The sequence below is a fragment of the Pseudomonas sp. NPDC087615 genome (assembly GCF_044743445.1).
GTDB classification, from domain to species: Bacteria; Pseudomonadota; Gammaproteobacteria; order Pseudomonadales; family Pseudomonadaceae; genus Aquipseudomonas; species Aquipseudomonas baetica_A.
This window is the reverse complement of record NZ_JBIUWM010000014.1, coordinates 84809-103978: the sequence shown is the minus strand read 5'-3', so window position 1 is coordinate 103978 and position 19170 is coordinate 84809. Positions and strand designations below refer to the sequence as shown.

Below are 19170 nucleotides of genomic sequence, written 5' to 3'. Positions count from 1 at the left end.
AGGACTTTCACCTCCAAGTCGTTCGGCTCACCACCACAGTGAGCTGAACAGCGCCAGTCACGGCGCTACGCGCCATGCCTGGCGCACCACAAAAAAGCCCCGACGGATCGGGGCTTAGGGTATTGCGTTTGGCTTACTCGCCGATGGCAGCCTTGTAGGCCGCTGCATCGAGCAGTTTTTCCAGATCAGCGGTGTCGCTTGGCTTGAGCTTGAAGATCCACGCGCCATACGGATCGGAGTTGAGCAGTTCCGGCGAGCCGCTCAGCTCTTCGTTGACGGCAATCACTTCACCGCTGATCGGGGCATAGATGTCGGAAGCAGCTTTCACCGATTCGACCACTCCGGCCTGATCTTCAGCCGCAAACACTTTGCCCACTTCGGTCAGCTCAACGAACACCACGTCGCCCAGCGCTTCCTGCGCGTGATCGCTGATGCCCACGGTAACGGTGCCGTCGGTTTCCAGACGCGCCCACTCATGACTTTCGGCAAAACGCAGTTCAGCGGGGATATTGCTCATGCTCGGTGTCCTCAGGAAATTATCAGCGGTCGTGCCCGCCGGAAAGGTTAGATCAAAGTTTTGCCATGGCGCACGAAGGTCGGTTTGACCACGCGTACCGGGTACCACTTGCCACGGATTTCCACTTCGGCGCGGTCGGCAGTGGCCATCGGAACACGCGCCAGGGCAATCGATTTGCTTAGCGTAGGAGAGAAACTACCACTGGTGATCTCCCCTTCGCCAACATCGGCGATACGAACCACTTGATGAGCGCGCAAAACACCACGTTCTTCCAGCACCAGACCGACCAGTTTGTGCGCAATGCCAGCGGCTTTTTCCGCCTCAAGCGCCGCGCGGCCAATGAACTGACGCGATGCCGGTTCCCAGGCAATGCTCCAGGCCATGTTCGAGGCCAGTGGCGAAACGTCTTGATGAATGTCCTGACCGTAGAGGTTCATCCCGGCTTCAACGCGCAGGGTGTCGCGGGCGCCCAGGCCAATCGGGGAAATGCCGGCGCCGACCAGATCGTTGAAAAACGCTGGCGCCTGATCCGCTGGCAGGGCGATTTCCAGACCGTCCTCACCGGTGTAACCGGTGCGGGCAATGAACCAGTCGCCGTCAGCGTAAGCTTCGAAAGGTTTGAGGTGCTGGATCAGCGTGGCGCGGGATTGGGTCACCAGTTCGGCAATCTTGTGCCGGGCCTGCGGGCCTTGAATGGCGAGCATCGCCAGCTCTGAACGTTCGTGCAATTGCACGTCGAACCCGGCCAGTTGCGCCTGCATCCAGGCCAGATCCTGATCGCGGGTGGAGGCGTTGACCACCAGGCGATAACCGTCGTCGAGGCGATAGACGATCATGTCGTCGACGATCCCGCCGCGCTCATTGAGCATGGTGCTGTACAACGCACGGCCGGGGCGGTGCAGGCGTTCGACATCGTTGGCCAGCAAATGCTGGAGCCAGGCCTTGGCCTGAGGACCATCAACGTCGATAACGGTCATGTGGGACACATCGAACACCCCGCAATCGCGGCGCACTTCGTGATGCTCCTCGACCTGCGAGCCGTAATGCAGTGGCATGTCCCAACCGCCAAAATCGACCATCTTCGCGCCGAGGGCCAGATGCAGGTCATACAGAGGCGTACGCTGTCCCATGGGTTTCTCCTTCCGGGCGTGGCGAAGGTGCGGACAGCCGCTGCACGGCGCTCAAGCCTTGAAATAGAAGGCTTTCAGCCGAGTTCAGCGAACGGGTCTGTCAGACGATCCGCACCGAATGCCGCGCATTGTAGCCGCATGATTCAGGACTGACGACTAAGTGTTTCTGTGTGCAGAACGTCTGATCAAGCCAATGACCGGTAACAGCCCGACCAATACAAGCGTCAATGCTGGCAGCGAAGCCCTCGCCCACTCCCCTTCGCTGGTCATTTCAAAGATGCGCACAGCCAGCGTATCCCAGCCAAACGGGCGCATCAGCAGGGTTGCGGGCATTTCCTTGAGCACATCGACGAACACCAGCAACGCCGCGCTCAACGTCCCGGGCAACAACAACGGCAGATACACTTTGAAAAACAGTCGTGGCCCACTGACACCGAGGCTACGTGCCGCTTCGGGCAAAGAGGGCCGTATACGCGCCAGGCTGTTTTCCAACGGGCCATAGGCCACAGCGATAAACCGCACCAGATACGCCATCAGCAACGCTGCCAGACTGCCGAGCAGCAACGGTTTGCCTGCACCACCGAGCCAGCCGGAGAGCGGGATCACCATTTCCCGGTCCAGGTAACTGAACGCCAACATGATCGATACCGCCAGCACCGACCCTGGCAAGGCGTAACCGAGGTTGGCCAGACTCACCCCGGAGCGAATCGCACGGGTGGGCGCCAGACGTCGGGCGAAGGCCAGCAACAACGCAACGCTGACAGTAATCAACGCCGCCATCCCCCCCAGGTACAGGGTGTGGATGATCAGTCCGACGTAGCGCTCATCCAGATCGAAGCGTCCGCGCTGCCAGAACCAGACGATCAGTTGCAACAGCGGAATGACGAACGCACAGGCGAAAACCAATCCGCACCAACTCATTGCCGCGAACGCCTTCAACCCACGCAAGTGATACAACGCCTTGACCCGCGGCCGCTCGTTGCCCGCCCGGTTCGCCCCCCGCGCTCGGCGCTCGCCATACAGCACCAGCATCACCACCAGCAGCAACAGGCTGGCCAGTTGCGCAGCGCTCGACAGGCTGAAGAAGCCGTACCAGGTTTTGTAGATGGCGGTGGTGAAGGTGTCGAAGTTGAACACCGACACCGCGCCAAAATCGGCGAGGGTTTCCATCAGCGCCAGCGCCACGCCGGCGCCGATGGCCGGACGCGCCATCGGCAACGCCACGCGCCAGAACGCTTGCCACGGTGATTGGCCAAGCACCCGCGCCGCTTCCATCAGCCCTTTGCCCTGCGCGAGGAACGCGGTGCGCGCCAGCAGGTAAACGTAGGGATAGAAGACCAGCACCAGTACCACTACCACCCCGCCGGTGGAGCGCACCCGCGGCAGTCGCAGGCCCGGGCCGAACCATTCGCGCAGCAGGGTTTGCACGGGGCCGGCGAAATCAAGCAGGCCGACAAAGACAAACGCCAGCACGTAGGCCGGGATGGCGAACGGCAACATCAGCGCCCAGTCGAGCCAGCGGCGCCCTGGGAATTCGCACAGGCTGGTGAGCCAGGCGAGGCTGACGCCGAGCAGCGTCACTCCGACACCGACGCCCAGCACCAGCGTCAGGGTGTTGCCTAACAGACGCGGCATCTGGGTTTGCCACAGGTGCGACCAGATCTGCTGGTCGATGCTCTGCCATGAGAGCAGCAGGACGCTCAGGGGCAACAGCACCAGCGCGGCAATGGCGAAGACGATGGGATACCAGCGGCGTTGGGCGGGGTGGGCCACTTTTGGCTCTCTGAGGGGCTAAATGATTGTGCCCACGCTCTGCGTGGGCACACATCTTATGACGCTCCGCGTCATGGTTTCAGCGAATCGACGCGCAGCGTCGAAGGATGCATTCCCACGCGGAGCGTGAGAACGATCAATCTGCACATCAGATAGCTCAGTTCCAACCCGCCCGATCCATCAACCGAATCGCTTCAGCCTGACGCTTGCCTGCCACTTCCACCGGCAAGGTGTCAGCCACGAACTTGCCCCACGCTGCGACTTCTTCGGACGGCGCCACCGCCGGGTTGGCCGGGAACTCCTGGTTCACGTCAGCGAAAATTTTCTGCGCATCAGGAGTGGTCATCCACTCGACCAGCGCCTTGGCGGCTTCAGGGTGCGGCGCATGTTGGGTCAGACCGATACCCGACAGGTTGACGTGTACACCGCGATCGGCCTGATTCGGCCAGAACAGTTTTACCGCCAGATCCGGCTTCTGCTTGTGCAGACGGCCGTAGTAGTAAGTGTTAACGATGCCAGCATCGCATTGCCCGGCGTTGATCGCTTCGAGCACCGCGACGTCGTCGGAGAAGACGTCGGTGGACAGGTTATTGACCCAGCCCTTGAGGATTTCTTCGGTCTTCGCTGCGCCATGGACTTCGATCATGGTGGCGGTCAGCGACTGGTTATAGACCTTCTTCGCGGTGCGCAGGCACAGGCGGCCTTCCCAGTTTTTGTCGGCCAGCGCTTCGTAGGTGGTGAGTTCGCCCGGTTTCACCCGTTTGGTGGAATAGGCGATGGTCCGTGCGCGCAGGCTCAGGCCGGTCCAGGCATGGGTGGACGAGCGGTATTGGGCGGGAATGTTGGCATCGATGGCTTTGGAAGTGAACGGCTGGAGAATGCCCATCTGCTCGGCCTGCCAGAGGTTACCGGCATCGACGGTCAGCAACAGGTCGGCCGTGGCGTTTTCGCCTTCGGCCTTGATGCGCTGCATCAGCGGCGCTTCCTTGTCGGTGATGAACTTGATCTTCACCCCGGTCTTGGCGGTGTAGGCATCGAATACCGGTTTGATCAGTTCATCGATACGCGAGGAGTAAACCACTACCTCGTCAGCGGCCTGGGCGGCGGTGGTGCCGATCAGGGTCAAGGCCAGTGCGGTCAGAAGACGCTTGGGTGCCAACATGGGAGTGATCTCTCGGTCGGAAAAGGTGGGCCAAATGATAAGGACTCACATTTAGGTTCTCAATCGAACACTTTCCCAAGGAGTTACCAGATGTTGCGCAGCCTGTAATTTGTGCTGTCGGTTGTGGCCCCTTCGCGAGCGAGCCAGCGAAGAGGCCTGTAGCCTCAATGAAAATCTCAGGGCTTGGCGAGGGCCGGAAGATCACCGGTCAAACCGAGGGCCTCGCGCACAAACAGCGCCTTGGCTTCCGGCATCTGCTCGACCAGTTTCAACCCGGCATTACGCAACCAGCGCACCGGCAATGGATCGGCCTGGAACAACCGCTCAAAGCCTTCCATCGCCGCCATCAGCGCCAGATTGTGTGGCATGCGCCGACGCTCGTAACGGCTCAGCACTTTCACATCGGCCAGACGCTCGCCGCGCTCCGCCGCTTGCAACAGGACTTCAGCCAGCACCGCCGCATCAAGAAAACCCAGGTTCACGCCTTGCCCGGCCAACGGGTGAATGGTGTGCGCGGCATCGCCGATCAGCGCCAGGCCTTCGGCCACATAACGCTTGGCGTGACGCTGACGCAGCGGCACGCACAGGCGAGGATCAGCACTGATCACGTCGCCAAGTCGACCTTCAAAGGCGCGTTCCAGCTCGCGGCAGAAATCTGCCTGATCCAACGCCATCAGACGCTCGGCCTCACTTGGCGTGGTCGACCACACGATCGAGCACCAATCCTGCTGCCCATCACGCTCCAGCGGCAGAAACGCCAGCGGCCCGTGGTCGGTAAAGCGCTGCCACGCGGTCATCTGATGCGGTTGGCTGCAACGCACGCTGGTGACGATGGCGTGGTGCAGGTAATCCCACTCGCGAGTGGCCACACCTGTCAGGCGACGCACCGCCGAGTTGGCACCATCCGCCGCGATCACCAGCGGCGCGCGTAATTGACGACCATCGGCCAGGGTCAGCAACCAATCGTCACCCGAACGGCGCATCTGCTCCAGTCGGGCGTTGGCCAACATGCCCAGATCGCAGTCATGCAAGCGGTCGAGCAAGGCATCCTGCACCACGCGGTTTTCGACGATATGGCCAAGCACATCGGCGTGCACGCTGCTCGCCGAAAAGTGAATCTGCCCGGTGCCGCTGCCGTCCCAGACATGCATGTCGGTGTACGGGCTGCTGCGCCGCTGGGCGATGCCGTCCCATACGCCGAGGCGCTCGAGAATTCGTTGGCTAGCGGCCGATAGCGCGCTGACACGCGGTTCAAATGGCGCTTGAGCATCGAACGGTTTGACGCTCAGCGGGCTGCCGTCGAGCAGCAGGACTTCCAGCCCACTGTCCTGCAACGCCAGCGCCAGGGCGCTGCCGACCATTCCGGCTCCGACAATCAGCAGATCTGCGCGCATTTCCATGCTTTAAGCCTGTCTCGCTTGCGGCTTGAGCCGCACGTAAAGGGTTTTACCGACCCGCGCCACAAGATTGCCGGCGCCGTCATGAATGTCGACCTGCAACTGCGGCAGGTATTTCTCGCCATTGGCGGTCTGTCGCCGGATCTCGTCGAGCAAGGTGTCGTCGATGTTGAACCGGGCGAACACCGTGCCTTTGCCCGGCGCGATGAAATCGATGTCGGCCGCCTTGTCCCAGACGATGTAACGCGACCCGAGGTTTTCCATCAGCATCAGCATGAAGAACGGATCGACCATCGAATACAGGCTGCCACCGAACTGGGTGCCCACGTAATTGCGGTTGTACCAGCCCAGCCCCATCGACACCTGAACGTCGCGAAAGTCATCGCTGATGTGCCGCACGCGCACACCGGCACCGAAGTAGGGCGGGTAGAGCGTCATCACCCAGCGCATCAATCGTGCCTTGCCGAACGAACGGATCAACCAGTTAAGCATCAGGACGCGTTCCAAGGCCCATGGCCTGACGGGCGAACCAGCGCTTGGCCGGTGGCAGCAGATCAAGTCCGAGCAAACCGATGTTGCGACCTAGCGAGACCAGCGGCTGGGAACTGCCGAACAAACGCGTGACCTGATCGGAGAAGCCGACAGTCAGGTCTTGATCCAGACGCTGACGCTCGCGGTACGCCTGCAACGTGGCGAAGTCGCCCAGCGGTTTGTCACTGCCGAGCAAGGCGGCAGCCAAGGCATCGGCATCACGCAAAGACAGGTTGAAGCCCTGCCCGGCAATTGGATGCAGGCTGTGCGCAGCGTTGCCGAGCACGGCCAAATGCGAGCGCACCTGCTCTTCGGCCTCCACCAGCGACAGCGGATACAAATGTCGCGCGCCGACCTGCTTCAACGTGCCGAGGCGATAACCGAACACGCCCTGCAATTCACTGAGGAAATCGCGCTCGCTCAAGTCAGCCAGACGTTGCGCGTCCATGCCCAGACGGGTCCAGACCAGAGCACAGCGGTTTTCCGGCAGTGGCAGCAGCGCCATCGGCCCTTCGTCGGTGAAGCGCTCGAAGGCCATGCCGTTATGCGCTTCGCTCGGGGTGATGTTGGCGATCAGCGCGCTCTGGTTGTACGGACGCTTGCGCACGTTGATGCCCAATTGCTCGCGCAGGCCCGAGCGACCGCCATCGGCCAACACCGCGAGGTCGCATTCAAGGGTGGTTTCATCGTTGAGGGTCAGGCGATAGCCATCGGGCAGCGGCTCCATACGGGTGACCTCCGCCGGGCAGCGCCAACTGATCACTTCTTTATCAATGTGCTGCCAAAGGCACTGGCCGAGCCAGGCGTTTTCCACCACGTAACCGAGCGCCGGCACGCCCTCTTCCATCGCCGACAAACGCGCGGTGGAGAAGCGCCCACGATCGGACACATGAATCTGTTTGATCGGCTCGGCACGGCGGGAGATTTCCTGCCAAACGCCCAACCGTTGGTAGATTTGCCGCGAACCGAAGGACAGCGCCGACGAGCGCGCGTCATAGCTTGGCTGCCAACTGTCGCCGGGGGCGAACGGTTCGATCAGGACGATTTTCCAGCCGCGGGCCTTGGCTCCGGCCTGCAGGGCCAATGCCAGACTGGCACCGACCAGGCCGCCACCGATGATTGCCAGATTGACTCGACTCATGCTGCGTGTGTCCGTGCTTGGGCCATCAGCGCTTCGATGTCGGCGACGGTTTTCGGTACGCCGTGGGTCAGGATTTCACAGCCACTCTTGGTCACTACCACGTCGTCCTCGATGCGTACGCCAATGCCACGCCATTTCTTCGCTACGTTCTGATTGTCCGGGGCGATGTAGATGCCCGGTTCCACGGTCAGCGCCATGCCGACTTCCAGCACGCGCCATTCACCGCCGACCTTGTACTCGCCAACGTCGTGCACATCCATGCCCAGCCAGTGGCCGGCGCGGTGCATGTAAAAGGCTTTATAGGCTTGCGTCGCGATCAACTCGTCGACGTCGCCTTGCAGCAGCCCCAGCTTCACCAGCCCGGTGGTGATCACTTGTACTGTGGCTTCGTGCGCCTGATTCCAGTGCTTGTTCGGGGCGATTTCGGCGAACGCGGCTTCCTGCGAAGCCAATACCAATTCGTAAATCGCTTTCTGCTCAGGCGAAAACTTGCCGTTGACCGGCCAGGTGCGGGTGATGTCGCTGGCATAGCAGTCGATCTCGCAACCGGCGTCGATCAGCACCAGATCGCCATCCTTGAGCAGTGCGTCATTCTGCTGGTAATGCAGGATGCAGCTGTTGCGCCCGGCGGCGACGATCGAGCCGTAAGCCGGCATTTTCGCCCCGCCCTTGCGGAATTCGTAATCGAGCTCGGCTTCGAGGCTGTATTCGTAGAGCCCGGCGCGGCTGGCCTGCATTGCACGAATGTGAGCCTGGGCCGAGATTCGTGCCGCTTCGCGCATCACCTTCACTTCTGCCGCCGATTTATACAGGCGCATGTCGTGCAGCAGATGATCCAAAGCAACGAATTCGTTCGGCGGCTGAGCGCCTAGGTGCGCCTTGGAGCGGATCACGTTGATCCAGTCCATCAGGTGCCGATCAAACTCCGGGTTGCTCCCCATCGCCGAATACACCCGGTCGCGGCCTTCGATCAGGCCCGGCAGGATGTCGTCGATGTCGGTGATCGGGAATGCGTCGTCGGCACCGAAGTCGCGGATCGCGCCTTCCTGGCCGGCGCGCAAGCCGTCCCACAATTCGCGTTCGGCGTTGCGTTCACGGCAGAACAGCACGTATTCGCCATGCTCGCGGCCGGGCATCAGGACGATCACGGCCTGAGGTTCGGGGAACCCGCTGAGGTATTGAAAATCGCTGTCCTGACGGTAGACGTGCTCGACGTCGCGGTTGCGGATGGCAACTGCGGCGGCAGGCAGGATCGCGATGCTGTTGGGTTCCATCTGCGCCATCAAGGCCTTGCGGCGACGGCTGTATTCCGCTTTCGGGATATGGGTCATGGGCAGATGGCTTTCCCTGGCACGCGATTAATGCAGCGACGGCTTGGCGGCTGGCGGCACGTCGGCTTTCTTGGTTTCCGAGAACAGCAGCAGCGGCGCAACGCGCAGATACTCCATGACTTCCATGTAGTCGGTCTCGCCGTCTTCGGATTCTTCCAGGGCATCTTGCACCTGGGAAATGGCTGCCAGATCCTGCAGCACTTCGGTGGCTTCTGTGCTGAGCATGCTGCTGTCGCGGCAGTTGAGGCCGAAACCGCTGAGGAAACCCTGGCACCATTGGCCCAGTGCAGCAGCGCGGTCAGCGAGTGGGGCATCGTCGGTTGGCAGCAGCAGAACGACCGTCACGTCGTCGCCGGTCAACTCACCCTTGACCATCTCTTGCAGGCCGATCAGGGCGTTGCGGACGTTGTCCTGGGGCTCGCTTTCCAGCAGTTCGGCGGCATCGATCAGCCACTCTTCGGCATTGAAGCCGGCACCGGCGCAACTGCGTCCGAGCAGCAGGCCATGCAGTTCGGCAGGCGAGACGTTGTGGCCGCTGGCAGTCAGCAGGGTGGCAAAAGCTTGGTACGGGGAATTGGCAATGGTCATGGGCAGCTAGGCGCCAGACGGCGCTATGTCTAGAATGAAGGCCTTGTATCCTACATCGACAGACTCGCCAAGACTATTAAAGGCTGTCCGGCTGTCACCTCCCGTCAGACACGAACTCAGTGAACCCCAATGGAAGACACCGACCTGCAAGCGCTGATGGCCAGACTCGAAAGACTGATTACCCGAGTCGAGCAACTAAAGAGTCAAAATACACTCTTACTTGCTCAGGAAAAGACCTGGCGCGAGGAACGCGCTCACCTCATTGAAAAAAACGAAATCGCCCGGCGTAAGGTCGAATCGATGATTTCGCGCCTCAAGGCCCTGGAGCAAGACTCATGAGTTCAAGCAATAGCGTTACCGTGCAGATCCTCGACAAAGAATATTCGATCATCTGCCCGCAGGAAGAACGCAGCAATCTGGTCAGTGCCGCACGCTACCTGGACGGCAAAATGCGCGAGATCCGCAGCAGCGGCAAAGTCATCGGTGCCGACCGCATTGCCGTGATGGCTGCGCTGAACATCACGCACGATCTATTGCACAAAGAAGAGCGCCCGGATATTCAGGCCAGCGGCTCGACCCGTGAACAGGTACGCGACTTGCTCGATCGTGTCGATCTGGTGCTGGCCGACGATCCGGACGTCAGCAAAGGCTGATTCGCCAGACCGCTTGAGGTATACTCGCCGCACTCCCTGGGGTGCTTGCCAGTTGACGATGTCCCTGAGCCGATTCGCACTACCCTGGAAGTTGCACGTTGGGCTGGTGTGCATGTCCGCCAGACGGAAAGCCTTAAAGTCTACTGCATCTTCCACCTTGAACTTTCGGGTTCAAGGGCTAAGTTGACAGCGGTTCATCCGGGGAGCCTGATTCGAATCCGATGTCGGTTCATGCCGACATCGGATTTTTTATGCGTACGTTTTCGTCCAACCTGCCGAAGCCGAACCATGACCGAACCCGCGCTACTGCCCCGCCCGCAACTCCGCCGCCTGCTGCGCAAGGCGCGCCGCTCACTGACACCGGGCGAACAACGTCAGGCCGCCAAAGGCTTGTTCCGGCAACTGGCGCAAGACCCGCACTTTCGCCGGGCAAAACACATTTCCCTGTACCTGCCCACCGACGGTGAAATCGACCCACGCCTGCTGCTGCGTGAAGCGCAGCGTCGGGGCAAGGCCACGTACCTGCCGGTGCTCAGCGCCTGGCCACGCACCAAAATGGTTTTCCAGCGCATCTGTCCCGGCGAAAAACTCAAACCCAATCGCTTCCGCATTCTCGAGCCGCGCGCCAATCTGGCTCGCCAGCGCAAGATCTGGACACTGGATCTGGTGTTATTGCCGCTGGTGGGATTCGACGACGTCGGTGGTCGACTGGGAATGGGCGGCGGCTTCTATGATCGCAGCCTCGCGTATCTGGCGCGGCGCAAGAACTGGCGCAAGCCGACGCTGCTGGGGCTTGCCCATGAATGTCAGAAAGTCGAACGATTGGCGCAGGCGAGCTGGGATGTACCGTTGCAAGGCACGGTCACTGACAAGGCATGGTATTTCGCGCGATAGACGCCGCGCAGATCAGCGGCGTCGAAAAGACAGTTTCAGCGTTTGAACGCGGTCGACTGTTGAACCTGTTGCGCGACTTCGATTGGAGCGTCGGCCTTGTTGGTCCAAAGGCTCTGCGCGTAACCGGTGGTCACGACGCCCAAGCCAAACAAAATAACCAAAGTCCATAGCAAATCCGGTTTGCGTTTCATCGATTGCCCCCCTCAAGGCACATCATCACGATGACAGCAGCGGTTTCCGTTCGTAGGCCGTGCAGCAGCGTCAAGCTTTAAAGGCCGGCATTTTGCGGCAACGTGAACCTGTGCGCAAACGCTGACGTCAACCGACCGTCGGTTTGTCATAAAATTGCCCGACAACTTGCCCACCCATTCCGCCAGGAGAAAAACACATGGCCTATTGGCTGATGAAATCCGAGCCCGACGAACTCTCAATCAAAGGCCTGGAGAAACTCGGCAAAGCGCGCTGGGACGGTGTGCGCAACTATCAGGCGCGCAACTTCCTGCGGGCGATGGCAGTGGGCGATGAGTTCTTTTTCTACCATTCCAGTTGCCCTGAGCCGGGCATTGCCGGGATTGGCAAAATCATTCAAGCGGCCTACCCCGATCCGACGGCTCTGGAGCCGGAGAGTCATTACTTCGATGCGAAGGCCACACCGGAGAAAAACGCCTGGAGCGCGATTGATGTCGCCCATGTCGAAACATTTTCACGGGTCTTGAAGCTGGACTACCTCAAGCAGCAGACCGCACTGGCCGAAATGCCGCTGGTGCAAAAAGGCAGTCGCCTGTCAGTCATGCCCGTCACACCCCAGCAATGGGCTGCGGTACTCGGATTGCGCTGAGAACTCTTCGGTCACCGTTCTTTACTCACAAAAGGGGCTAGGCTTGGCGCTCATTTGACTGACATCAAGCGACGCCGTCGCTTGAACCGTCAGACTGGACGCAACAGCCGCAGGATGCCCTCATGCCAACGCACAGCCGATCTTCACTCATATACGCCGGGGCTCTCCTGGTTCTGCTGGCGGGAGCGGGTGGCTTCGGTTACTGGCTTTCGGTAAGCAACCGCATGCCCGAAGGCCTTTCGCTGGGCAATGGACGACTGGAAGCCACCGAGGTGCAGATCGCCAGCAAGACGCCCGGCCGCCTGGCCGAGGTGCTGGTCGATGAAGGCGACAAGGTCAGCAAAGGGCAATTGCTCGCCCGCATGGACACCCGCACCCTCGAGGCCGAGCGCAACCAGGCCGAAGCCGAAGTCTTGCGCGCCCGGGAAAACCTCAACGCCGCGCAGGCCAACGTGCAATTGCGCCAGAGTGAGTTGCTGCTGGCCCAGCAAGAGATTGGCCGATCCCAATCGCTGTTCAAGCACGGTTACGTCAGCGCCCAGGTCATCGATCAGTTGCAATCACGCATCGGCACCGGTAACGCCGCCGTCAACGCAGCCCGGGCCCAAGTGTCTGCGGTAGGTGCGGCGATCGGGGCGGCGCAGGCGCAAGTGGCGCAGTTGACCAGTGAGATCGATGACAGCAGCTTGCGCGCACCCATCGACGGAGTGATCCAGTTGCGCATGGCCGAGCCCGGCGAGGTGCTGGGGGCTGGCGGTCGGGTGTTGTTGTTGATCGACCCTAACGACCAATACATGAATCTCTACCTGTCAGCCTCCGTGGCTGGGCGCCTGGCGGTGGGCGATGAAGCGCGAGTCCTGCTCGATGCCCTGCCAGACAAGCCGTTGCCCGCGACAATCAGCTTCGTTGCCGCCAAATCGCAGTTCACTCCTAAAGAGGTCGAGACCCGCGACGAGCGGCAAAAACTGGTGTTCCGCGTCAAGCTGCAACTGGTGCAACCCAGCGCCGTGCCGCAGGCCAAACCCGGCATGCCCGGTGCCGGCTATGTGCGCACCGCGCCGATGGCCTGGCCGGCCAATTTGCAATGAGCAACTGCGCGGTTCAGGCGACCGGTATCGTCCACCGCTACGGTAAACAGCAGGCGTTGAGCGACATTGCCTTCAGCCTGCCGGTCGGCACCCGTTGCGGGCTGATCGGCCCCGATGGCGCGGGCAAGTCCAGTCTGCTGGGACTGATCGCCGGCGTAAAAGCCCTGCAGCAAGGCCAACTGGACGTCCTGGGCGGCCCGATTCAGGATCGCCACCATCGCAACACGCTCTATGCACGCATCGCCTTCATGCCTCAGGGGCTGGGCGGCAACTTGTATCCCGAACTGTCGATCACCGAGAACATTCAGTTCTTTGCCACACTCTTTGGCCTGTCGAATGCCGAAAGCGAGCAACGCATGCACAACCTGCTGCTCGCCACGGATCTGCTGAAATTCGCCGATCGCCCGGCCGGCAAGTTGTCCGGCGGCATGAAGCAGAAGCTGGGGCTGTGCTGCGCGCTGATTCATGAACCGGATCTGCTGATCCTCGATGAGCCGACCACCGGCGTCGATCCACTCTCGCGCCGGCGCTTTTGGGAACTGATCGACGATGTGCGACGCCAGCGCCCGCAATTGACCCTGCTGGTGGCCACGGCCTACATGGAGGAAGCCGAACAGTTCGAACAGTGCTTGATGCTCGATGGCGGCAAGTTGATCGCCACCGGTCTGAGCCATGAACTGGCAGCTGTCACTCCGAGCGGCAAACTCGATGACGCCTTTACTCATTTTCAGGGCGACAGCGATCACGATGCTGAGCCGCTGGTGATTGCGCCCCGCACCGATGGCAACACCGACATCGCCATCGAAGCCCATGACCTGACCCTGCGTTTCGGCGACTTCACAGCGGTGGACCACGTCAGCTTCGCCATCGGTCGCGGCGAGATTTTCGGCTTTCTCGGCTCCAACGGCTGCGGCAAGACCACCACCATGAAAGTCCTGACCGGGCTGATGCCGGCGAGCGAAGGCAGCGCGACGCTGCTGGGCAACCCGGTGAACGCTAAGGATCTGGGCACGCGCAAGCGGGTCGGGTTCATGTCCCAGAGCTTTTCGCTGTACGGCGAACTCAGTGTGCGGCAGAACCTCGACCTGCACGCCCGGTTGTTCGACTTGCCCAAAACCGAGAGTGCGAAGCGCATTGACGGGCTGATCCAACGCTTCAATCTGCTCGGCGTCGCTGACCAACCGTCCGGCGCACTGCCGTTGGGGCTGCGGCAACGCCTTTCGCTGGCGGTGGCGGTGTTGCATCGCCCGGAAGTGCTGATCCTCGATGAGCCGACCTCAGGCGTCGACCCCGCGGCACGCGACGACTTCTGGCGGTTGCTGATCGAGTTGTCCCGCGATCAAGGCGTGACGATTTTCCTGTCGACCCACTTCATGAACGAAGCCCAGCGCTGCGACCGCATCTCGCTGATGCACGCAGGCAAAGTATTGGCTTGCGACACGCCGGCCGCGCTGCAACGTCAGTTCGCCGGCGACACTTTGGAAGCGGCCTTCGTGACCTGCCTGGAACAGGCCCAGGGCACGGCCGAATCACGCCCCGTGGCCGAACCGCCAATGGCACCAACGGCCGCGACTGAGCCGGTCAAGCAGCAAGGTTTGAGCCTCGGTCGCCTGTTGGCGGTGGCCAGTCGCGAAGGCAAGGAGTTGCTGCGCGACAAGGTACGCATGGTGTTTGCGCTGGCGGGGGCGATTTTCATGATGGTGATTTTCGGCTACGGGATCTCCCTGGACGTCGAAAACCTCGCGTTCGCCGTTTATGACCAGGATCAAACGCCGCAGAGCCGGGCTTATCTGGAAGCCTTTCGCGGCTCGCGCTACTTCGAGGAACAGCCAACCATTCACGACGCCCAAGCGCTGCATCGACGATTGCAACGCTCGGAAATCAAACTGGCGCTGGAGATCCCGCCCGGCTTCGGCCGTGACCTCTACGCCGGGCGCCAGCCCGAAGTGGCAGCGTGGCTGGATGGCGGCATGCCGTTTCGCGCGGAAACCAGTCGCAACTACGTCGAAGCCGTGCATCTGGCCAATCTTCAACAACTGGCCGAACAGAGCAGTCCCGCGTTAAGCCGCCAACCGGCCGCCAGCCTGCAAACCCGCTTTCGTTACAACCAGGATGTGGTCAGCGTCAACGCCATCGGCCCCGGGGTCATGGCGCTGATCCTGGCGTTCATTCCGGCGATGCTGACCGCGCTCGGTATCGTGCGTGAGAAAGAGCTGGGATCGATCACCAACTTCTACGCCACACCCCTGACGCGCCTGGAGTTTCTATTGGGCAAACAGGCACCGTACCTGCTGGTGAGTCTGGTCAACCTCGCCGTGCTGGTGGCGATGAACCGCTGGCTGTTCGGCGTGCCGTTCAAGGGCAGCCTGCTGACCCTGGCGTTCGGCGGCTTGCTGTACGTGCTGGCGACCACCAGCATGGGCCTGCTGATCTCGGCCTTCACCCGCACGCAAATCGCCGCGATCCTCGGCACCATGATCATCACCAGCCTGCCGACCATCCAGTTTTCCGGGCTGATCGTGCCGCGCTCTTCGCTCGAAGGGGCGGCGGCGGTCATGGGGATGCTGTTTCCGGCCGGCCATTTCCTCGACATCGCGGTGGGCACGTTTACCAAAGCGCTGAATCTGCGACAGCTCTGGCCGCAATGTCTGGCCTTGTTCGGGTTCTTTGTCGGGTTCACCGGGCTGAGCCTGGTCATGCTGAAGAAGCAGGAGGTTTGATGCACAAGTTTGCGCACATCCTGCGCCTGGGACTCAAAGAGCTCACCAGTCTGCGCCACGACAGCGTGTTGCTGCTGTTCCTGTTCTACGCGTTCACCGTGGCGATCTACATGCCGGCCGCCGGTTCGGTGATCGGCGTACACAACGCCAGCGTGGCCATCGTCGACGAAGACCACAGCGCCCTTTCGCGCCAACTGGCTCAGGCGCTGCAACCGCCGGAGTTCCAGACACCGGTGCTGCTGCCTTATGCGCAACTGGACCCCGTCATGGACAGCGGCCAGTACACGTTCGTCATCAACATCCCGGCGCGCTTTCAAACCGATCTGCTTGCCGGACGCCAACCGGCCATTCAAGTCAATGTGGACGCCACGGCCATGAGCCAGGCGTTCATGGGCGCCGGCTACATCAGCCGGATATTCCAGCGTGAACTGCAGGCCTATGGCGGGCAGAGCGAAGCCGCGACCCAGGCCCCGGTGAAACTGGTCAGTCGCGCCCTGTTCAACACCAACCTTGAGGGAGGCTGGTTTCTGGCGGTGATTCAGATCGTCAACAACATCACCATTCTGGCCATCATCCTGACCGGCACGGCACTGCTGCGCGAACGCGAACACGGCACCCTCGACCACTTGCTGGTGCTGCCGCTGACGGCGATGGAAATCATGCTGGCGAAAATATGGAGCAACCTGCTGGTGGTGGTGGTGTGCACCTGGCTGTCGCTGGAGGTGGTCGTCAAAGGGGCACTGGGCGTGCCTTTGTCGGGCTCGATGAGCCTGTTTTTGCTGGTGACTGCGGTTTATCTGTTTGCCAGTACCGCACTGGGTATCTTCCTGGCGACCCTGGCGCGCTCGACGCCACAGTTCGGCCTGCTGGCCATTCCGGTGATCATCCCGATGTTGCTGCTGTCGGGCGGCAGCACGCCGCTGGACAGCATGCCGCAGTGGTTGCAGTGGGTCATGCAGGGCTCGCCGTCCACGCACTTTGTCAGCCTCAGCGCCGCGATACTGTTTCGCGACGCCGGGCTGAGCGTGGTCTGGCCGGACTTGCTGGCGCTGACGGCCATCGGCCTGCTGTTCTTCGTCATTGCCCTGCTGCGATTCCGCAAGAGCCTGGCGTCTTGAACAGCGGCGAGGCGATGGTTTACTGAATGATCAGGTTATTGAACAACAGATCCTCAACCACCGGTTTACCGGTCTCGTCATTCATCACTTGCTGAGTCTGCTTCAGCGCTTCCTGACGCAGTTTTTCCTTGCCATCGATGCTGCCCATCGCCTCGGTGGTTTGCTGGGCGAACAGCGCCACCAGTTGATTGCGGATCAGCGGCTCGTTGGCCTTGACCAGTTTGGTCGCCTCTTCACCCGTTACGCGCAGCGCCACGTCGGCCTTGTAGACCTTCAGTTTTGGCGTGCCGTCCAACCCGTAGTTGCCCACGAACGGCGGGCTCAGGGTGATGTAGTTGACCTTCGGCGCCTCGCCTTCTTTGGCTTCTTCGGCCTGCGCTGCCACAGGCAGAGACAGGGCCAGCAACAACATGATCCACGCGTCCACACTTCGCTCCTAATCCGGTGTGCGGCCTAGCATAACGGCCCGCCGCGCAAGCACAAGCTTATGGCTGACTATCAGGGCCGGGTATGCTCGTTGACCCGTTGACTGACACACCTACACTTATCGGCCATCACTCCCAAAGGAATAGCCCTGATGAAAGCCGTGCTGAGAAAAGCCTTCGGCCCTGCCGAGTCGCTGGTGCTGGAAGACGTCGCCAGTCCTGTCGCCAAGAAGAACGAAATCCTGCTGGAGGTGCATGCCGCCGGGGTCAACTTTCCGGACACGCTGATCATCGAGGGCAAATACCAATTCAAGCCGCCCTTCCCGTTCTCCCCGGGCGGTGAAGCGGCCGGCGTGGTCAGCGCCGTCGGCGAAAAGGTCAGTCATCTGAAGGTTGGCGACCGGGTCATGGCCCTGACCGGATGGGGCAGTTTCGCCGAGCAAGTCGCGGTGCCGGGCTACAACGTACTGCCGATTCCGCCGTCGATGGACTTCAACACTGCCGCCGCATTCAGCATGACCTACGGCACCTCGATGCACGCGCTCAAGCAACGCGCCAACCTGCAACCGGGCGAAACCCTGCTGGTGCTCGGTGCATCCGGCGGTGTCGGTCTGGCTGCCGTGGAAATCGGCAAAGCCATGGGCGCCCGCGTCATCGCCGCTGCCAGCAGCGCGGAAAAACTCGCGGTGGCCAAGGCAGCCGGCGCCGACGAACTGATCAACTACAGCGAAACCAGCCTCAAGGACGAAATCAAACGCCTCACCGACGGCCAAGGCGCTGATGTGATCTATGACCCGGTCGGCGGCGATCTTTTTGATCAAGCCGTGCGCGCCATCGCCTGGAACGGCCGCCTCTTGGTCGTCGGCTTCGCCAGCGGCCGCATTCCCGAACTGCCAGTCAACCTCGCCCTGCTCAAGGGCGCAGCGGTGGTCGGCGTGTTCTGGGGCTCCTTCGCCCAGCGCCAGCCGCAAGACAACGCAGCGAACTTCCAGCAGTTGTTCGGCTGGTTTGCCGAAGGCAAGTTGAAACCGTTGGTGTCGCAGGTGTATCCGCTGAGCAATGCGGCGCAGGCGATCAATGATCTTGGCCAGCGAAAAGCGGTGGGCAAGGTGGTGGTGCAGGTGCGCTAAACGCTGTTGCGCAGACGTCAGCCGCCGGACGCGCCTTGGAGGTCGCCCGGCAGCAGATGCTCCTGAATTTTCTGACTTTGCGACTGGATCAGACGCCCCTTGTCATCGAAGCGCAGCACGATAAGCCAGTCGTAGACGTTATCCGGCCACTTTGGCCGGCCAGTGAGTGCCGGGCCATCGCCGCCGAACTCCGCGATCAGCTTATTGATGTGACCGTGATGCCAGGCGATCAACAGCGTATGCGCCTGATTGCTCTTGCGCAGCGTTTTGACCAGTTGCTCAAAGTCGCCATTGTCGTAAGGCTGCTCGATGGGCAACTGCAGGCGCTCGGACAGCGGGGTCAGGGTCAAGCGCGAGCGGGCACTCTCAGCGGTATCGCCGGCCGCGATCAGGCGCTGGGGCGTAAGTGTTTCGCCCGCCAGTTTCAACGGGGTGAAATAGTCGGCATAGGCAACCGCGCGTTGCTCGCCTCGAGCATTGAGTTCTCTGCCTACATCAGGCTTTTCCGCATGACGAACGATCAACACGGTGACATTGCGCAATCCCGGCGCAACGGGGTACTGCGCGAAACTCAGCGCCAGCACCAAAACAGTGAGCGCTATCGCGACTAACAATCGGGGCACCAACCTGCGAATTCTCAGGGCCATCATTCAACTCTGCTGAAGCAGTGGGGGTTACTGACGGCGAGTCTAAGACACAACGTATTGGACGCGACAAAAACGCCCCGTTTTTAC

At 61.2% G+C, this 19170-nt stretch carries 20 protein-coding genes and 1 other RNA gene; 9 read left to right on the top strand and 12 right to left on the bottom strand.

Annotated features, from left to right (window positions below):
• Positions 1–133: 133 nt before the first annotated feature.
• From gcvH to ACIOU6_RS09665, 9 genes are all read right to left on the bottom strand, one after another.
• Positions 134–517: a glycine cleavage system protein GcvH gene (gene gcvH / locus ACIOU6_RS09705; protein ID WP_221730780.1), complete on the bottom strand. Its 384-nt coding sequence runs from the start codon at positions 515–517 to the stop codon at positions 134–136.
• Positions 518–564: 47 nt separating this feature from the next.
• A complete protein-coding gene (gcvT, locus tag ACIOU6_RS09700; RefSeq protein WP_221730781.1) occupies positions 565–1647 on the bottom strand; it encodes a glycine cleavage system aminomethyltransferase GcvT in 1083 nt (360 codons plus the stop codon).
• Positions 1648–1803: 156 nt separating this feature from the next.
• Positions 1804–3420, bottom strand: a complete 1617-nt coding sequence (locus tag ACIOU6_RS09695) for an ABC transporter permease (RefSeq protein WP_401135706.1) — start codon at positions 3418–3420, stop codon at positions 1804–1806.
• Between the two features lie 157 nt (positions 3421–3577).
• Positions 3578–4582 carry an extracellular solute-binding protein gene (locus tag ACIOU6_RS09690; RefSeq protein ID WP_221730783.1) on the bottom strand — a complete coding sequence of 335 codons (1005 nt, stop codon included), beginning with the start codon at positions 4580–4582 and terminating at the stop codon, positions 3578–3580.
• 176 nt (positions 4583–4758) lie between these two features.
• A complete protein-coding gene (locus ACIOU6_RS09685; RefSeq protein ID WP_221730925.1) occupies positions 4759–5976 on the bottom strand; it encodes a 2-octaprenyl-3-methyl-6-methoxy-1,4-benzoquinol hydroxylase in 1218 nt (405 codons plus the stop codon).
• 9 nt (positions 5977–5985) lie between these two features.
• Positions 5986–6471: a DUF4442 domain-containing protein gene (locus ACIOU6_RS09680; RefSeq protein ID WP_221730784.1), complete on the bottom strand. Its 486-nt coding sequence runs from the start codon at positions 6469–6471 to the stop codon at positions 5986–5988.
• Positions 6464–7651 (bottom strand): 2-octaprenyl-6-methoxyphenyl hydroxylase, encoded by a 1188-nt coding sequence (gene ubiH / locus ACIOU6_RS09675; protein ID WP_221730785.1) that lies wholly within the window; start codon positions 7649–7651, stop codon positions 6464–6466. Before ubiH ends, ACIOU6_RS09680 begins: the two co-directional genes overlap by 8 nt.
• On the bottom strand, positions 7648–8982 hold the full coding sequence (gene pepP, locus ACIOU6_RS09670) for a Xaa-Pro aminopeptidase (protein ID WP_401135701.1): 1335 nt from the start codon (positions 8980–8982) through the stop codon (positions 7648–7650). The genes ubiH and pepP overlap by 4 nt, the downstream gene beginning before the upstream one ends.
• A 27-nt stretch (positions 8983–9009) precedes the next feature.
• A complete protein-coding gene (locus ACIOU6_RS09665; RefSeq protein ID WP_221730787.1) occupies positions 9010–9570 on the bottom strand; it encodes a YecA family protein in 561 nt (186 codons plus the stop codon).
• Between the two features lie 129 nt (positions 9571–9699).
• Between ACIOU6_RS09665 and ACIOU6_RS09660 the strand changes: the two genes are divergently transcribed.
• From ACIOU6_RS09660 to ACIOU6_RS09645, 4 genes are all read left to right on the top strand, one after another.
• Positions 9700–9909 (top strand): TIGR02449 family protein, encoded by a 210-nt coding sequence (locus tag ACIOU6_RS09660; RefSeq protein WP_221730788.1) that lies wholly within the window; start codon positions 9700–9702, stop codon positions 9907–9909.
• Positions 9906–10223, top strand: coding sequence for a cell division protein ZapA (locus ACIOU6_RS09655; protein WP_221730789.1), 318 nt, complete (start codon positions 9906–9908; stop codon positions 10221–10223). The genes ACIOU6_RS09660 and ACIOU6_RS09655 overlap by 4 nt, the downstream gene beginning before the upstream one ends.
• Before the next feature lie 30 nt (positions 10224–10253).
• Positions 10254–10432: non-coding RNA, 6S RNA (ssrS, locus tag ACIOU6_RS09650), on the top strand.
• 79 nt (positions 10433–10511) lie between these two features.
• A complete protein-coding gene (locus ACIOU6_RS09645) occupies positions 10512–11117 on the top strand; it encodes a 5-formyltetrahydrofolate cyclo-ligase (protein WP_221730790.1) in 606 nt (201 codons plus the stop codon).
• Positions 11118–11152: 35 nt separating this feature from the next.
• Here the strand turns inward: ACIOU6_RS09645 and ACIOU6_RS09640 are convergent, their stop codons facing one another.
• Positions 11153–11308 (bottom strand): hypothetical protein, encoded by a 156-nt coding sequence (locus tag ACIOU6_RS09640; RefSeq protein WP_221730791.1) that lies wholly within the window; start codon positions 11306–11308, stop codon positions 11153–11155.
• Positions 11309–11505: 197 nt separating this feature from the next.
• Here ACIOU6_RS09640 and ACIOU6_RS09635 point away from each other — a divergent pair, with 197 nt between their 5' ends.
• From ACIOU6_RS09635 to ACIOU6_RS09620, 4 genes are all read left to right on the top strand, one after another.
• The gene (locus tag ACIOU6_RS09635) at positions 11506–11955 is read left to right on the top strand and encodes an EVE domain-containing protein (protein WP_401135696.1); all 450 of its coding nucleotides are present in this window, start codon (positions 11506–11508) and stop codon (positions 11953–11955) included.
• 122 nt (positions 11956–12077) lie between these two features.
• Positions 12078–13043, top strand: a complete 966-nt coding sequence (locus ACIOU6_RS09630; protein ID WP_221730793.1) for an HlyD family secretion protein — start codon at positions 12078–12080, stop codon at positions 13041–13043.
• Positions 13040–15763, top strand: coding sequence for a ribosome-associated ATPase/putative transporter RbbA (rbbA, locus tag ACIOU6_RS09625; protein WP_401135693.1), 2724 nt, complete (start codon positions 13040–13042; stop codon positions 15761–15763). The genes ACIOU6_RS09630 and rbbA overlap by 4 nt, the downstream gene beginning before the upstream one ends.
• Positions 15763–16881 carry an ABC transporter permease gene (locus ACIOU6_RS09620; RefSeq protein ID WP_401135690.1) on the top strand — a complete coding sequence of 373 codons (1119 nt, stop codon included), beginning with the start codon at positions 15763–15765 and terminating at the stop codon, positions 16879–16881. Before rbbA ends, ACIOU6_RS09620 begins: the two co-directional genes overlap by 1 nt.
• 19 nt (positions 16882–16900) lie before the next feature.
• Here the strand turns inward: ACIOU6_RS09620 and ACIOU6_RS09615 are convergent, their stop codons facing one another.
• The gene (locus ACIOU6_RS09615) at positions 16901–17308 is read right to left on the bottom strand and encodes a flagellar basal body-associated protein FliL (protein WP_401135687.1); all 408 of its coding nucleotides are present in this window, start codon (positions 17306–17308) and stop codon (positions 16901–16903) included.
• 150 nt (positions 17309–17458) lie between these two features.
• Here ACIOU6_RS09615 and ACIOU6_RS09610 point away from each other — a divergent pair, with 150 nt between their 5' ends.
• On the top strand, positions 17459–18436 hold the full coding sequence (locus ACIOU6_RS09610; protein WP_401135684.1) for an NADPH:quinone oxidoreductase family protein: 978 nt from the start codon (positions 17459–17461) through the stop codon (positions 18434–18436).
• Between the two features lie 17 nt (positions 18437–18453).
• Here the strand turns inward: ACIOU6_RS09610 and ACIOU6_RS09605 are convergent, their stop codons facing one another.
• Positions 18454–19083: a flagellar basal body-associated protein FliL gene (locus ACIOU6_RS09605; protein ID WP_401135710.1), complete on the bottom strand. Its 630-nt coding sequence runs from the start codon at positions 19081–19083 to the stop codon at positions 18454–18456.
• Positions 19084–19170 lie beyond the last annotated feature (87 nt).